The organism is Micromonospora sp. CNZ299 (genome assembly GCF_002754415.1).
This window is the reverse complement of record NZ_PEFG01000001.1, coordinates 3,880,681-3,895,921: the sequence shown is the minus strand read 5'-3', so window position 1 is coordinate 3,895,921 and position 15,241 is coordinate 3,880,681. Positions and strand designations below refer to the sequence as shown.

The 15,241-nt window shown below is 73.4% G+C and carries 12 protein-coding genes; 3 read left to right on the top strand and 9 right to left on the bottom strand.

Going from position 1 to position 15,241, the window contains the following annotated elements:
* Positions 1 to 13: 13 nt before the first annotated feature.
* Together steA and recN are read right to left on the bottom strand one after the other, a co-directional pair.
* Positions 14 to 1,192 (bottom strand): putative cytokinetic ring protein SteA, encoded by a 1,179-nt coding sequence (gene steA / locus CLT68_RS18205; RefSeq protein ID WP_099857308.1) that lies wholly within the window; start codon positions 1,190 to 1,192, stop codon positions 14 to 16.
* Positions 1,193 to 1,311: 119 nt separating this feature from the next.
* Positions 1,312 to 3,069, bottom strand: a complete 1,758-nt coding sequence (recN, locus tag CLT68_RS18200) for a DNA repair protein RecN (protein WP_099852322.1) — start codon at positions 3,067 to 3,069, stop codon at positions 1,312 to 1,314.
* Positions 3,070 to 3,158: 89 nt separating this feature from the next.
* Between recN and CLT68_RS18195 the strand changes: the two genes are divergently transcribed.
* Positions 3,159 to 4,178, top strand: a complete 1,020-nt coding sequence (locus tag CLT68_RS18195) for a helix-turn-helix domain-containing protein (protein ID WP_099852321.1) — start codon at positions 3,159 to 3,161, stop codon at positions 4,176 to 4,178.
* Between the two features lie 80 nt (positions 4,179 to 4,258).
* Here CLT68_RS18195 and CLT68_RS18190 read toward each other — a convergent pair whose 3' ends face one another.
* The 5 genes from CLT68_RS18190 to CLT68_RS18170 all read right to left on the bottom strand — a co-directional run bounded on the left by CLT68_RS18190 (position 4,259) and on the right by CLT68_RS18170 (position 10,895).
* The gene (locus CLT68_RS18190) at positions 4,259 to 7,975 is read right to left on the bottom strand and encodes a S8 family serine peptidase (protein ID WP_099852320.1); all 3,717 of its coding nucleotides are present in this window, start codon (positions 7,973 to 7,975) and stop codon (positions 4,259 to 4,261) included.
* Positions 7,976 to 8,133: 158 nt separating this feature from the next.
* Positions 8,134 to 9,018 (bottom strand): NAD kinase, encoded by an 885-nt coding sequence (locus CLT68_RS18185; protein WP_088947520.1) that lies wholly within the window; start codon positions 9,016 to 9,018, stop codon positions 8,134 to 8,136.
* 85 nt (positions 9,019 to 9,103) lie between these two features.
* A complete protein-coding gene (locus tag CLT68_RS18180; RefSeq protein WP_099852318.1) occupies positions 9,104 to 9,970 on the bottom strand; it encodes a TlyA family RNA methyltransferase in 867 nt (288 codons plus the stop codon).
* A gap of 38 nt (positions 9,971 to 10,008) precedes the next feature.
* On the bottom strand, positions 10,009 to 10,284 hold the full coding sequence (locus CLT68_RS18175) for a hypothetical protein (protein WP_099852317.1): 276 nt from the start codon (positions 10,282 to 10,284) through the stop codon (positions 10,009 to 10,011).
* A complete protein-coding gene (locus CLT68_RS18170; RefSeq protein ID WP_099852316.1) occupies positions 10,281 to 10,895 on the bottom strand; it encodes a hypothetical protein in 615 nt (204 codons plus the stop codon). Before CLT68_RS18170 ends, CLT68_RS18175 begins: the two co-directional genes overlap by 4 nt.
* A gap of 111 nt (positions 10,896 to 11,006) precedes the next feature.
* Between CLT68_RS18170 and CLT68_RS18165 the strand changes: the two genes are divergently transcribed.
* Positions 11,007 to 11,345: an SCP2 sterol-binding domain-containing protein gene (locus CLT68_RS18165; RefSeq protein WP_088947517.1), complete on the top strand. Its 339-nt coding sequence runs from the start codon at positions 11,007 to 11,009 to the stop codon at positions 11,343 to 11,345.
* A gap of 21 nt (positions 11,346 to 11,366) precedes the next feature.
* Here CLT68_RS18165 and CLT68_RS18160 read toward each other — a convergent pair whose 3' ends face one another.
* The gene (locus tag CLT68_RS18160) at positions 11,367 to 12,398 is read right to left on the bottom strand and encodes an HAD-IIA family hydrolase (protein ID WP_099852314.1); all 1,032 of its coding nucleotides are present in this window, start codon (positions 12,396 to 12,398) and stop codon (positions 11,367 to 11,369) included.
* Positions 12,395 to 13,360 (bottom strand): tetratricopeptide repeat protein, encoded by a 966-nt coding sequence (locus CLT68_RS18155; protein ID WP_486482216.1) that lies wholly within the window; start codon positions 13,358 to 13,360, stop codon positions 12,395 to 12,397. The genes CLT68_RS18160 and CLT68_RS18155 overlap by 4 nt, the downstream gene beginning before the upstream one ends.
* Here CLT68_RS18155 and CLT68_RS33190 point away from each other — a divergent pair.
* Entirely contained in the window at positions 13,295 to 15,208 is a 1,914-nt protein-coding gene (locus CLT68_RS33190) for a hypothetical protein (protein ID WP_199177296.1), read from the top strand. The genes CLT68_RS18155 and CLT68_RS33190 overlap by 66 nt on opposite strands.
* Positions 15,209 to 15,241 lie beyond the last annotated feature (33 nt).

Here is a 15,241-nt window from a genome sequence, read left to right as displayed (position 1 = left end):
GATCGGTCGGGAACTAGAAAAGCCGGTACAGCTGGAACACGAAATTGTCCCACCATTCGGCGACGACGCCCAGGTACGCCTTTCCTACGGTCGAAACGGCCACCGCGGATGCCATCGCCGCGATCGCCGACAGCACCAGCAGGAGCAGCGACGAGCCGGAGATGCTCTGCCGGTAGAGCCGGCTCACACCCTTGGCGTCGACCAGCTTGCCACCGACCTTGAGCCGGGTCAGGAAGGTCGAGGCCATCCCGCCGCGCCCCTTGTCGAGAAACTCGACAAGGGTGGCGTGGGTGCCCACCGCGACCAGCAGCGACGCGCCCTTCTCGTCGGCGAGCAGCATGGCCAGATCCTCGCTGGTCGCCGCGGCCGGGAAGGTCACCGCCGGGACGCCGAGGCCGTTGACCCGCGGCAGGCCGGGGGCGCGCCCGTCCGGGTACGCGTGCACGATCACCTCGGCGCCGCACCGCAGCACGTCGTCGGTGACGGAATCCATGTCCCCGATGATCATGTCGGGGGTGTAGCCCGCCTCGACCAGGGCGTCCGCGCCGCCGTCGACGCCGATCAGCACCGGCTTGAACTCCCGGATGTACGGGCGCAGCACGTCCAGGTCGGCCTTGTAGTCGTAGCCACGCACCACGATCAGGCAGTGCCGGCCCTGGATCTGGGTGTCGATGTCCGGCACGCCCACACCGTCGAGCAGCAGGTCGCGCTCCTGGCGCAGGTAGTCCATCGTGTTGGCGGCGAACGCCTCCAACTGCACCGACAGACCCTCCCGGGCGTCGGCCATGGCCTTGGCGACCGTCTCGGCGTCCTGCAGGCTGCCGTGAGCCACCGGCTCCTCACCGGCGAAGACCGTGTTGCCCTCGATGCGCACCTGGTCGCCTTCGCGGATCCGTTCGAAGACGCCCTCGCCGAGGTCGTCGAGGAGCGGGATGCCGGCGGCGACCAGGACCTCCGGGCCGAGGTTCGGGTAGCGGCCGGAGACCGACGGCTTGGCGTTGAGCACCGCCGCGACACCGACAGCTACCAACGAATCCGCCGCCACCCGGTCCAGGTCGACGTGGTCGATGATCGCGATGTCACCAGGGCGCAGCCGACCGACCAGGCGTTTCGTCCGGCGATCAAGGCGCGCGGTGCCGAGGACTCTGCCCGGTTCGGAGCTTCTGTTTCGGCGCAACGTGGGTAGACGCATCGTGACCATCCTGGCATGTGAGGCAGGCTTTTCTGTCGCGACATGCCTGAGCAGGGCCGCCTACCCAGGGAAGCACACGTCGGCACAAGCCGGTGTGCTTGCGCTCACAATACGCGGCGTCACAACCGCCTTTCCTTGGCGGCCACGGCCAGAAGCTCCTCGGCGTGGGCGATACCCAGATCGGAGTCGGGCAAACCTGCCAGCATCCGGGCCAGTTCCCGGGCCCGCTCGGTGTCCTCCACGACCCGCACCCCGCTGGTCGTCACCGCGCCCCCGGTGTCCTTCGCCACCACCAGGTGGCGGTCGGCGAACGCGGCCACCTGCGGCAGGTGCGTGACGACCAGCACCTGGTGGCTGCGGGCCAGCCGGGCCAGCCGCCGGCCGATCTCCACCGCCGCCTGACCGCCGACACCCGCGTCGACCTCGTCGAAGACCAGCGTGGGCGGGCCACCCGAGCCCGCGAAGACCACCTCGATGGCGAGCATCACCCGGGACAGCTCACCGCCGGAGGCACCGCGCTGCAACGGCAACGACGGCGCGCCCGGGTGGGCCAGCAACCGCAGCTCCACCTCGTCGCCGCCATCGGGGGTGACACCCACCTCGACACCGTTGACCGACAGCGTCGGCTCGGCGCGCCCGGCCGGGCGAGGCAGCACCGCCACCTCGATGCGCGCGTGTGGCATGGCCAGCCCGGCCAGCTCCACCGTTACCTGGTCGGCGAACCGGACCGCCGCCTCCTGCCGGGAGGCCGACACCCGCCCGGCCAGGTCGGCCACCTCGACGGCGAGCCGCTGACCCTCCCGCTCCAACTCGTCGAGCAGATCGTCGGAGGTGTCCAGATCGGACAGTCGGGTCCGCGCCCGATCGGCCCAGGCGATCACCCCGTCGACGTCGTCGGCGTATTTGCGGGTCAGGGCGCGCAGCGCCGCCCGCCGCTCGTAGACGTGCTGCAACCGGGCCGGGTCCGCGTCGAGCGTCGCCAGGTACGCCGACAGCTCCGCCGACACGTCGGTGACCAGCGTGGCCGCCTCCTCCAGACGCGACGCCAACTCACCCAGCGCCGGGTCGGTGCCGGCCTGCGCCTCCAGGGTCCGTCGGGCGGTCCCGAGCAACACCGTCGCGTCGGGCGTCTCCTCGGCGGCCTCGGCGCCACCGGCCACACACTGCTGGGCGATCTGCGCTGCCGTGCGCAACCCCTCGGCGTGCTCCAGCCGCTGCGCCTCGGTCTTCAGCTCGTCGTCCTCACCGGGCTGCGGATCGACCCGGGTGATCTCGTCCAGGCCCAGCCGCAGCAGATCGGCCTCCTGGCTGCGCTCGCGGGCGTTGCGCCGCCGGTCGGCCAGGTCGTCGACCACCCGCCGCCACCCCGTGTACGCCTCGCGCAGCGCGTCGAGCAGCTTCTCGTGCGCCGGGCCGGCGAAGCGGTCCAGTGCGGCCCGCTGCTCGGCCGGGCGCAGCAGCCGCAGCTGGTCGGACTGCCCGTGCACGGCCACCGCCTGCTCGCCGACCTCACCGAGCATCGACACCGGCATGCTGCGGCCGCCGACGTGGGCGCGTGAGCGCCCCTCCACCGTCACCGTGCGGCTCAGCAGCACCGAGCCGTCCTCGTCGGGCTCCCCACCGGCCTCGGTGATCCGCGCGTGCACGGCGTCGGCGACCCGCCCGGTCAGGCGCAACCGCCCCTCGACCACCGCCCGGCCGGGTTGGGCGCGAACCCGCCCGGCGTCGGCCCGACCGCCGAAGAGCAGGCCGAGGCCGGTGACGACCATCGTCTTGCCCGCACCGGTCTCGCCGGTGATGACGTTCATCCCGCCGGTCAACGGCAGCGTGGTGTCGTCGATGACGCCCAGTCCGGTGATGCGCAGCTCTTCCAGCACAGCCACCGACAGTAGACGCGAGGCACGACAGTTGACCAGCCGACGGGCCCGGGAGGGGCCGGCACCCGGCCGACGTACAGTTCTGCCCCGTGTTGGACGTGATCGGCCTGACCTCGGCTGAAGAGGAGCTCTACCGCTGCCTGCTCCAGCTCACGGTGGCGCGCGTCGACGACCTGGTCGCTCGTCTGCAACGCCCCCGCGAGCAGGTCGTCGCCCAGGTCGAGGCCCTGCGCGCCAAGGGTCTGGTGCAGCCCACCGACACCGACCCCGACGCGCCACTGCGCCCGACCGCCCCGGACGTCGCCCTCGGCGGGGCGCTGCTGCGTCGCCAGGAGGACCTGGAGGCGGCCCGCCGCCGGGTCACCCAACTGGCCGAGGAGTACCGATCCGGGCTACGCCGGCACCACGTCGACCACCTCGTCGAGGTGATCACCGGCGCCCGGGTCCTGCGGGACCGTTTGCGCGATCTGCAGAATTCGGCGCGTACCGAGGTGCTGTGGTTCTGCCGGGCCAACCCCCTCGCGATGGCCGGCCCGGAGAACGTCGAGGAGTTCGACGCGCTGGCCCGCGGGGTGACCTACCGGGCCATCTACGAGCGTGACCTGCTGCTGGAGCCGGGCGCGCTGGCCGACCTGGCCAAGGGCGTCACCGCCGGCGAGCAGGCGCGGGTGCTGGACCGGCTGCCGGTCCGACTGGCCATCGTGGACGCCAGCACCGCCATCTGCCCCTTGGTGCCCGACCGCGACGGTGGGGAGCCGAGCGCCGCGGTGATCGGTCGCAGTCAACTGCTCGACGCCCTGCTCGCCCTCTTCGAGAGCCACTGGCGGGTGGCCACCCGACTGCGGCTCGACGACCCCCTCAGCGTCGCGGCGGCCGAGAACCGGCGGCCGGACCCCGAGGACCATCCGAGCGACGGTTACCAGCCGGATGCCGACGAGGCACGGCTGTTGTCGCTGTTCGTGGCCGGCGTACCGGACAAGTCCATCGCCTCCCAGCTCGGCGTGAGCCGGCGGACCGTGCAGCGACGGATCGCCGACCTGATGGCCGCCGCCGGAGTGGACACCCGGCCCGGGCTGGCGTTCCAGGTCGCCCGACGCGGCTGGCTCTGACGCCGAAGGGGCCCACCGTCGGAAAACGGTGGACCCCTCGCCGGGTGGGCGGGACGGCGTGACCGCCCCGCCCTCCCGGATCAGCGCAGCCCGTACGCCTGGAGCACCGTCTGGTCGACGGTGTTCCCGGCCCGGTCGGCGGCGTGCACCCGCAACGACACCGTTCCCCGCCCAGCGGGCACGGTCGCGGTGTAACGGGTGCCCGACCCTCTGGTCGGGGCGTTCCGCCAGGTGACGCCCCCGTCGAAGGAGACCTGCACCCGGACGCTGGTGCCGGTCGGCGCAGCCACCCCGGCCGGCTGGCGCAGGGTCACCCCCAGCTGGTGGGGGCGGTTGCCGCGTACCGTGCCGAGCAGGTCGGCCGGCACCCGGTAGTCCACCTGCAACAGCGACAACGGCGCGGCGTCGCCCGCCGGCCGGGCCGAGGTGAACTCCCAGGCCGTGTCGGTCCGGGTGCCGTAGCGCCACTCGGCCGAGGACCGCTTCGTCGTCAGGTCCAGCCGGTAGCGGGCCCGCTGCGCCGTGGTGGGCACCGGGGCCCACCCGCTGGACAGGTCGGCGATCTGCTTCCCGTCCCGGCTGACCCGGGCCTCGACGGTGTCCGACTCCTCACTGTTTCCGGCGACGCTGTAGTGGCCGTCCGCGTCAACGAACTCGGGCACCCGCAGGTCGAGGCTGTCACCGGTACGCGTGGGCACCGGCGCCCCGCTGGCCGGTACGGCCGGCCGGATCACCGGGGCGTGCCAGGTCTCGGTCTCCCGGTCGTCGGCGTCGTAGCGTCGGGGCTCCTCGGTCAGGCCGCCGGTCAACTGCCCCCACTGCAGGTACATGAGCTTGTGCTGGACCCGGTGCTGCCACCAGTTGTCCCCGGCACTGACGAACTCCTTGCGGGTGGTGCCGGTGCGGACCATGCGCTGGTCGTCGTTCCAGGAGTACTCCTGCCACGGACGCCAGCCGAACCGCTCCTCGCTGGCCCAGCCGGCACCCGTGTCGCCGTAGCTCGCGGTCACCTCGGCCGTGTTCTTCGCGGTCACGGCGTGCACGACGCGCTCCGGCACCCGGCCCTTCGACACCTGCCACACGTCATACAGGTACGGGCTGTCCACGGTCAGCGTCAGGTCGAGCGTCGCCCGGCCTTTGCGCACCGCTGCGATCAACCGCTGCCCGTCGTCGTACGCGACCACCATCGACGGGATCGGCAGTCGGTCCCCGATCGGGCGCCACACCGTCCACGCCGAGAAGTCCGCCGGCCGAACGATCAGCACCATGGCGGCGCCAGCGGCCGCGGCGGCGGCAACCTGCTCCTCCTCGGATCGGTCCGGGTCGGTGGCGAGCAGCGCCGCGGCGCCCCGCACCCGGGTCAGGTCGGCGGGCGTCCCGGTGCCGGCCCAGACCAGCGGCAGCTTGCGCCGGCCGGTCGGTGCCGGTGACGTACCCAGCAGGTTGATGTCCAGTGGACCGGACACCCCGCTGATCTTCGCGTCCACCATCGGTGCGACGAGCTGCCAGCGCGAGGCGAACTCGAACTCACCCTGGCGCACCTGGCGGGTCGGCGTGACGTTGACCTGCCCGATCGTGCTGTAGGCCATCACGCCGTGGTCGATCTGCCGACCGTTGGCCAACACCCGATGCACGTAGTAGCTGAGCGTGGCCCGCTGCTCGCTGGGCTTCGGCGTCTCGATCCGCACCGGTGTGCCCTTGCGCGCGTCGAGCACCACTGTCAGGTCCCGGTCGACGACCAGCTCCGGTTCGACGGCCTCGGTCAACTGCTCATCCAGGGGAGCGCCGTGCTCGATCATCGCGGTCAGCAGGTACGTGCCCTCCTCGACCTGGAGGGTGCCCTCGCCCGGCCACCAGCCCCAGAAGTCGGACTCGGTCTGCTCACCGAACAGGGTCAACCCCGGCGAGAGGGTCAGCTGACCCTGCCGGTCCAACACCTTGATGGTGACCTGGTGCAACGGGCCGCTGACGGTGAGCCCGACCGGCGTGCGCACGGCGACGCCGTCCGTACCGGTCGCCACCAGCCAGCCACCGTGCGGGCCCCGGGCCAGCTTCGCCGGGTCGGCACGCAACGGCACGGCGACACTTCCGCCCGCCGGCACTGTCACCGCGTCGGAGGCCACCGAGACGCCGTCGGTCTCGGCCGCGCCGCTGTCCAGGTTGCGCAGCTCCAGGGCCGGCCGCAGGGTCTGCGCGACCTTCGTGCCGTTGGTGTACGTCACGGTCCGCTCGACCGGCGCGGCGCCGGTCTGGATCCGTCCGAAGTCAGCGGTGGCCGAGGCGTACACCTGCTGCTTGAGCGCCCGAGCCACGTCGACCCGGCCGCCGCCCTGCTCGAAGACGGTCAGCGCCGGGTTGGCCTTCGTGGTGCTCACCAGCGCGTCCTTGAGCGTCCCGGCGGCCCAGTCCGGGTGTTCCTGGGCAAGGATCGCCGCCGCGCCGGCAACGTGCGGAGTGGCCATCGAGGTCCCGGACGCGGTCGTGTAGGCGTCGCCCACCGGCGTACCCATGGTGGTCCCGGCAGCCCGCGCGGCGACGATGCCGACGCCCGGGGCGGTGATCTCCGGCTTCAGACCGTTGTCGCCGAGTCGTGGACCACGGCTGGAGAACTCCGCCAGGTTGTCGGCGCGGTCGACCGCGCCGACGGTGAGCGCCGCCGCGGCCGCGCCCGGCGAACCGACGGTACGCGCCTCGCCCGCGTTGCCGGCGGCGACCACGAAGAGCGCGCCGGTCTCGGCGGTCAGGTCGTTGACGGCCTGGCTCATCGGGTCGGTGCCGTCGGTCGGGTCGCCGCCGAGGCTCATGCTGACGACCTTCGCGCCGGAGTGGGCGGCCCACTCCATGCCGGCGATGATGGACGAGTCATAGCCGGAGCCGCCGTCGTCGAGCACCTTGCCTACCAGCAGCCGCGCGCCGGGCGCGACACCCTTGCGCAGCCCCGCGGACGCGTTGCCACTGCCGGCGATGGTGGCCGCGACGTGCGTGCCATGGCCGTGACCGTCACGGGCGCTGCCGCTGTTGGAGAAGTCCCGCGCGTCGGCGATCCGTCCGGCCAGGTCGGGGTGGGTGGCATCGACTCCGGTGTCCAGGACGGCCACCGTCACGCCACTGCCGTCCCGCCCGGCCGCCCAGGCCTGCGGGGCGCCGATCTGCGGCACGCTGTGCTCCAGCGTCGGGCGGACCTTCCCGTCCAGCCAGATCCGGGCGATGCCGCCGCCCAGCCGGGGCGCGGCGGCCGTGGTGCGGGTGGTCGGCGTGCCGGCGAGCGTGCTCCACAGGCCACCGAGGTCACCCTTGCCGACCCGCAGAGCCGCGCCGTTGATGCTCTCCAGGGGGCGGGCGTCCGCGGCGACGGTGAGCGGCCGGACCCGGCCGGCGGCCGGGTCCTGATAGCGCACGATCAGCGGCAGGTTGCCCTGCGCGGCGTCGCCGTAGCCGTCGGCGGCCAACTTCTGCACGTCGAACAGCTTGGCGTCGAGAACCCCGCTGGAGACGTAGGGCAGGGCGTCGCTGGGAAGCACCCGCAGCGCGCCGTCGACCTCCATGGTCTGGAACACGATCCGCTCGCGCCCGGGTCCCGGGCGGACGGTGGCGGCGACCCGGCCCGGTGCGGCCTGCACCAGGTCGACCTGGTCGCCGGTGATCAGCGTGAGACGAACGGGCGCGGCGCCCGGGACGGGTGTGCCCGCCGTCGGGCCGGTGGGCCGGGCGGGCGGGTCGGCGGACGCCGGTGCGGCGAGGCCGACCACCAACGCGCCGACCGCGCCGACGGCGAGCCAGCGTGGGGACCAGTGCATGCGATGTGCTCCTCTACTCCTCCAGGCCCGCCATCCGTAGATGAGGGCCGATCGGAGTCTGCGTCGGAGCCTGTCACCAGGTCACTAGTCATCAGCCGCCGCAGCGGCGACATGTCGTCAGGTGGACAACCGACGTCCACCGACCGTGTGCGCCACGGTCACCGGCGGCTGCCGCGCCAACCGTGCACGGGAAGAGCGAACTTGGCGACCAGCCGGTCGGTGAACGGGCGGGGCCGCAACCGCACGATGCGCACCGGCAGGGCGCCCCGACGCACCGTCACCCGGGCACCGGGCGGCAGGTCGTAGACCCGACGCCCGTCGCAGGAGAGCACCGCGAGGGTGGTGAACGGGTCGACGGTGATCACGAAGGTGGACGTCGGCGCCGTTACCAGCGGGCGGCTGAACAACGCGTGCGCGCTGATCGGCACCAGCAGCAACGCCTCCACCTCCGGCCAGACCACCGGGCCGCCACCGGAGAACGCGTACGCGGTGGAGCCGGTGGGCGTGGCGCAGACGACACCGTCGCAGCCGTAGCGGGACAGCGGACGCCCGTCCACGTCGACGAGCAGTTCGAGCATCTGCGCCCGCTCGCCCTTCTCGATGCTGATCTCGTTGAGCGCCCAGGACTCGATGGTCGGCCCGCCGTCGAACTCGGCGGTGACGTCCAGGGTGAGCCGCTCGTCGACCGTGTAGTTGCGACTGACCACGTCCCGCACCGCGACGTCCAGGTCGTCGATCTCCGCCTCGGCCAGGAAACCGACCTTGCCGAGGTTGATGCCGAGCAGCGGCACCTTCGCCGGGCGGGCCAGCTCGGCAGCACGCAGGAAGGTGCCGTCACCCCCGAGCGCGAAGACGATCTCGGCGCCCTCGGCGGCCTGCTGACCGGCGACCGGCACCACGCCGGGCAGGTCCAGGTCGTCGGCCTCGTCGGCGACCACCCGCACCTCGAAACCCGCGGCGATCAGGTCGGCCGCGACCGACCGGGCGTGCTCAGTGCTACGCCGACGGCCGGTGTGCGTCACCAGCAGCGCGGTCCGGCTCATCGGGCCACCCGCCCGACCGGGCGGCGGTGCGCCACCGTCGCACCGGCACAACCGTGTGTCGTGCCAGTGCCCTCGCTGCGCGCGTTCACCCTGCGACCTCCTCCGCCGCCGCCGCCACGTCCGGCACGTCGCCGGCCGTCGTCGGGCCGTCCGGCCCAGCCGCCACCACGGCCCGCACCCGTTGCGGGTCGGCCGGCGGTGCGCCCCGGCGCAACCATACGAAGAACTCCACGTTGCCGCTCGGCCCGGGCAGCGGGCTGGCCGCCACGTCCGCCAACCCGAGACCGAGCCGCTCGGCCGCCGCGGCCACGTCCAGCACCGCTTCGGCACGCAGCTCCGGATCGCGCACCACACCGCCGGCACCGACCCGGTCCTTGCCGACCTCGAACTGCGGCTTCACCATCAACGCCAGGTCACCGTCGTCGCGGGTGCAGCCGGCCAGCGCCGGCAGCACCAGCCGCAGCGAGATGAACGACAGGTCGGCCACCGTGAGGTCGACCGGCCCGCCGATCGTCTCGGCGTCGAGGGTACGAACATTGGTGCGTTCCAGGACGCGGACCCGCTCGTTCGTGCGCAGCGGCCAGGCGAGCTGCCCGTAGCCGACGTCCACGGCCACCACCTCGGCGGCGTCGGCGCGCAGCAGCACGTCGGTGAAGCCACCGGTGGAGGCGCCGGCGTCCAGGCAGCGCCGTCCGGCGACGCGCAGCCCACCGGCGCCGAACGCGGCCAGCGCGCCGGCGAGCTTGTGCCCGCCCCGGGAGACGTACTCCTCGGCCGGATCCGCACCGGTCACCAGGAGGGGATCGGCCGGGTCGACCATCGCGGCGGCCTTGCGCGCGACCACCCCGCGCAGCTGGACCCGGCCGGCCTCCACCAACGCGGCGGCCTGCTCCCGGGAGCGGGCCAGACCGCGGCGGACGAGTTCGGCGTCCAGCCGGTTACGACGTGCCATGGGTGGTTCTCCGGTCTCCTCAGCCCTGGTCGTCCGGCTCAGGTCTGGTCGATGGTGGCGAGGGTTTCCCGCAGCGTCTCGTAGGCCGCTTCGTACTGCGCGATCTGGTCGGCCGGGGCGAGCGTCGCGGCGTTGGTCATGGCCTGCACGGCGGCGTCCACCGCCGGGTGCCGCGCCTCGTCGTCCCCGACGTCCAGCAGCGGCCCGGGGCGGGCGCCCGTGGGAGGGCCGGGACGGGCGGCGAACGACCCGCCGGTGGGCGGACCGGGCCGGGCCGGGAACGACCCGCCCGTCGGCGGATGCGGCCGGCTCATTCGGCGGCGTCCGGCGGCTGCAGACGGGCCGCCTTCTTGGCCGGCATGACCGCCGGGGTCGGGGTGTCGTCGTCGGTCCGGCTGATCGTCGCCGGCGACTTCTTCGCGATGGCCTTCTTGGCGATCGCCTTCTTCGCCACGGCCTTCTTTGCCACAGCCTTCTTCGCCACGGCCTTCTCGGCCGTCGGCGCGGAGACCGGGGCACCGGCCGGGCCGTCGGACGGCACCAGACGGTCACCGGGCGGCGCGGCGAGGGTCGGATCGGGTTGCTCCCGGGGACCGGCAGTCGGCGCGTGCGCCGGCTCAGCGGCACGCGCCTCGCGGAGTTGCCGCTCCAGGTCGTGCACCCGCCGGGTCAGCTCGGCCACCTCGTCGGCGGTGGCCAGCCCGACCGCGCCGAGAGCCCTGTCGACCTCGAAGCGGACCAGCTTGGTCAGCGCCTCCCGGTTGGCGGCGCCGGTGGTGACCAGTTCCTCGCCGAGCGCCTGGAGTTGGGCCGCGGTCGCACCGCCGGAACCGACGAGGCGACGTGCCACGTCCTGGGCCTTCTTCCGGGGCGCCTCCGCGAGGCCCATGGCCAGTTCGAGGTAGGCGCGCCACGCGTCCTGCATGCCTGAGTCCTTCCACGGGGCGGGGTGTGCAGGTGTCACGCTACCGGGCACCCCGGACCGTGCCGTGCGGTACGGTGCCGAGGACGGCGTGGCGATCAGCGAGGGGGAGATGTGGCCAGCGTGGACGAGTGCCGGCAGGCATTGCAGGAGCTGGCCGCCCGGCTGGACCGCAACGCGGAGACGGTGCGCGAACGGATCGACCTGGACCGGACGTTGGCCTGCCGGATCACCGACCTGGACACCGCGTTCCACGGCCGGATCACCGGCGGTCGACTGGTCGAGCTGACCGACGGCGACGACCCCAAAGCCAAGATCGCGCTGAGCACGTCCAGCGACGACCTGCTCGCCCTGGTCCGCGGCGACCTCGACGTCACCAGCGCGGTGACATCCCGCCGGGTGTCGATCAAGGCCAACCCGTTCGACCTGCTCAAGCTGCGCAAGCTGCTCTGACGGACCCGTTCGCCGACCTGATCAGGCAGCGGCGGTCAGACCGAAGCTCTCCAGCGCGTGGGCCGCGTCCGGGCCGATCGGGCGGATCTTCGGCAGCGTCGGCTCCGGCGCCGACCAGGCCACCGCGCAGAGCGCGACCAGCGCATCCAGCGGACGACCCGATCCGGCCAGTTCAAGCACCCCGTCGCGGTCGGTCACGGACCAGCCGCCAGCGTCCGCCGGGCCCGGGACCCGCACGGCGGCAGCCGGGTCGAAGAGCCCCGCCAGGTCCCTCGCGACGTACGTGGGACGCCGCCGCGGTTCGGCAGCCAGCAGATCCGGTACGCCACTGACGCCGGTGAGCACGAGCAGGCTGTCCAGGCCGGCACGGCGGGCGCCCTCGATGTCGGTGTCCAGGCGGTCACCCACCACCAGGCTTCGGCCACCGCCCGCGCGCCGGGCGGCGGTCTCGAACAGCGCCGACTCCGGCTTGCCGACCACCACGTCAGGGTCCCGCTCCAACGCCGTACGCAGCACGGCCACCAGCGACCCGTTACCGGGCAGCGGTCCCCGCCCACTGGGCAGGGTCCGGTCGGTGTTCGTGGCGATCCAGAGTGCCCCGGCCCGCACCGCGACCGAGGCCTCGGCCAGTTCGGCCCAGCCGACCTGCGGCCCGTACCCCTGCACCACCGCGGCAGGGTTCTCGTCGGCCTTGGTGACCGGGGTCAGACCGACCGCACGCAGCTCGGCGCGCAGGGCCTCCGCGCCGACCACCAGCACCGGCGCGCCGGCGGGCAGCCGGTCCCGCAACAGTTCGGCCGAAGCCGCGGCGGAGGTGAGCACCTCCTCCGGTCGAGCCGGCACGCCCATCCCGGTGAGCAGGTCGGCGACCTCGCTGGAGCGCCGGGAGGCGTTGTTGGTGGCATACGCCACCGCCCGCCCCTCGTCGTGCAGCCGGGCCACCGCCTCGACGGCGCCGGGGATCGGCCGGTCGATCAGGTAGATCACGCCGTCCAGGTCGAAGACGACCAGGGTGTACCCGTCGACCAGCCGCTCCCCCACGCCCGCGCTCACCGCTGCGTCGGCTCCGACTCGTCACCCCGGGTGGGGGCGGTGTCGTCGGTGTTCACCGCGTCGCCGGACGTCACGCTGCCGTCGGCAGCGGTGTCGGCCTTGCCAGCCTCGTCCGGGTGACGGTCCTCGTCCTCGTCGACGGAGTCCTCGTCGTCGTCAGGGCGGCCGACAGCACCGTCCTGCTCGTCGTCGTCGTCGTCTTCGTCGTCGTCTTCGTCGTCGTCGTCGTCTTCGTCGTCGTCTTCGTCGTCGTCTTCGTCGCGGTCGGCGTCGTCCTCGTCGTCGCGGTCGTCGCCGGTCAGGTCGGCGTCCGGCTGGGCCGGAACCGCGCCCGGAGTGCCCGGGCCTGCGGCGATCTCCTCGCCGGCCTCGTCCTCGTCGTCACCCTCGATGAGCACGCCGTCGAGTTCCAGCAGCCGCTCGGCGGCGTCGGTCTCGCCCTCGGTGTCCACGTCGGCGGCACGGGAGAACCACTCGCGGGCTTCCTCGCGCCGGCCCACGGCGAGCAGCGCATCGGCGTACGCATACCGCAGCCGAGCCGTCCACGGCACCGTGGCCTCACTGGTGAGGTCCGGGACCTGGAGCATCGCGACCGCGGCGTCCTTCTGCCCGAGGTCACCCCGGGCGCCAGCGGCGACGATGAGCAGCTCGATCGCGACGGCCTGGTCCAACTTCTCCCGGTCAGCGCCACGGAACAGGTCGATGGCCCGCTCCGGGCGGCCAAGAGCCCGCTCACAGTCCGCGAGCACGGCCAGGTGGCTCTGCAGACCACTCATCCGGTGGTACGTGCGCAGCTCGGCGATCGCCGACTGCCACTCCCCCGCGTGGTACGCGGCAAGGCCGACCGCCTCACGGACCGCGGAGATGCGCGACGCGAGCCGCCGGGCAGCCAGCGCGTGCGCCAACGCCTCGGCCGGGTCCTCGTCGATCAGCTGACCGGTCGCGACCAGGTGCCGGGCCACCGTCTCGGCGACCGGCTTGTTCAGCGAGAGCAGTTCAGCGCGAACGTCCTTGTCGAGGTCGGTCGCGACGATGTCGTCCGGCAGTGCCGGGCCAGAGCTACGCCCACCCTCGTACGACTCGGAGCCGCCAGCGCGGTCGTCGCGGCGGAACTCGCCCTCACGACGCGGCCGGTCGTCGGCCCGGGGAGCACCCGTCCGGTCGCCACCACGGTAGCCACCCTCGCGGTCGCCACCACGGTAGCCACCGCCCTCACGCGGACCACTCGGCCGAGAGCTGTCACGGTCGCCGCCACGGAAGCCACCTTCGCGAGGCGCACGGCCCTCACGACGGTCGCCACCACGGTAGCCACCCTCACGGTCGCCGCCACGGAAGCCGCCTTCACGGCGGTCACCGCCACGGGAACCACCGTCGCGGTCGCCACCACGGAAGCCGCCCTCACGCGGAGCGCCGCCGTCACGCGATCCACTCGGCCGGTCACCGCCACGGAAACCGCCCTCACGACGGTCACCGCCACGGAAGCCGCCGCCCTCGCGGGGAGCGCCAGGCCGGGAACCCTCGCGGAAGCCACCCTCACGACGGTCGCCACCGCGGAAACCACCCTCGCGGTCACCGCCACGGAAACCACCCTCGCGGTCACCGCCACGGAAGCCGCCCTCACGGGACGGGCCGGAGCGGGTGCGGTCGCCACCCTGATAGCCGCCCTCGCGGCGGTCGCCGCCACGGAAGCCACCCTCACGGTCGCCGCCACGGAAGCCACCGTCGCGCGGGCCGCTGGAACGCGAGCCGTCACGGTCACCACCGCGGAAGCCGCCTTCACGGGGAGCACCGGAACGCGAGCCATCGCGGTCGCCGCCACGGAAGCCGCCCTCACGCGGGCCGCCGGAACGCGAAGCATCACGGTCACCACCGCGGAAACCACCCTCGCGGCGGTCGCCGCCACGGAAGCCGCCCTCACGGGGAGCGCCCGAGCGCGAACCATCACGGTCGCCGCCACGGTAACCACCCTCACGGGGGGCGCTGGAACGCGAGCCGTCGCGGTCGCCGCCACGGTAACCACCCTCGCGAGGGGCGCTGGAACGCGAACCGTCGCGGTCGCCGCCACGGAAGCCACCCTCACGCGGGCCGCCGGAACGCGAAGCATCACGGTCACCACCGCGGAAACCACCCTCGCGACGGTCGCCGCCACGGAAGCCACCCTCACGGGGAGCGCCCGAGCGCGAACCGTCGCGGTCGCCGCCACGGTAACCACCCTCACGGGGAGCGCTGGAACGCGAACCGTCGCGGTCGCCGCCACGGTAACCACCCTCGCGAGGGGCGCTGGAACGCGAACCGTCGCGGTCGCCGCCACGGTAACCACCCTCACGGGGAGCGCCGGAGCGCGAACCGTCGCGGTCGCCGCCACGGAAGCCACCCTCACGGGGAGCGCCCGAGCGCGAACCGTCGCGGTCGCCGCCACGGAAGCCACCCTCACGGGGAGCGCCCGAGCGCGAACCGTCGCGGTCGCCGCCACGGTAACCACCCTCGCGAGGGGCGCTGGAACGCGAACCGTCGCGGTCGCCCCCACGGAAGCCACCCTCACGCGGGGCGCCGGAGCGCGAACCGTCGCGGTCGCCCCCACGGTAGCCACCCTCACGCGGGGCGCTGGAACGCGAGCTGTCCCGGTCGCCGCCACGGGAACCAGAGTCGCGGCCGCCGGCGTAACCGCCGCGGGCGCCACCAGCGTTGTCACGGTCTCCCCGGTACGGGGGCCGGTCTCGGTCACCGCGGCGCGGGCCGCGGTCGCGTCCGCCCGCGCCGTCAGTACGGTCTTCGTAGCGACGGGGACGGTCTCCGCCCTGCGGTCCTGAACTCACAGGTACATCCTTCCTGATTGCGCCACC

Bases quoted from the DNA above. Each gene is read 5' to 3' on its own strand.
- CLT68_RS18185 (WP_088947520.1), bottom strand. From the start codon at position 9,018: ATGAGCCGGACCGCGCTGCTGGTGACGCACACCGGCCGTCGGCGTAGC.
- CLT68_RS18175 (WP_099852317.1), bottom strand. From the start codon at position 10,284: ATGAGCCGGCCGCATCCGCCGACGGGCGGGTCGTTCCCGGCCCGGCCC.
- CLT68_RS18190 (WP_099852320.1), bottom strand. From the start codon at position 7,975: ATGCACTGGTCCCCACGCTGGCTCGCCGTCGGCGCGGTCGGCGCGTTG.
- CLT68_RS18180 (WP_099852318.1), bottom strand. From the start codon at position 9,970: ATGGCACGTCGTAACCGGCTGGACGCCGAACTCGTCCGCCGCGGTCTG.
- steA (WP_099857308.1), bottom strand. From the start codon at position 1,192: ATGCGTCTACCCACGTTGCGCCGAAACAGAAGCTCCGAACCGGGCAGA.
- CLT68_RS18170 (WP_099852316.1), bottom strand. From the start codon at position 10,895: ATGCAGGACGCGTGGCGCGCCTACCTCGAACTGGCCATGGGCCTCGCG.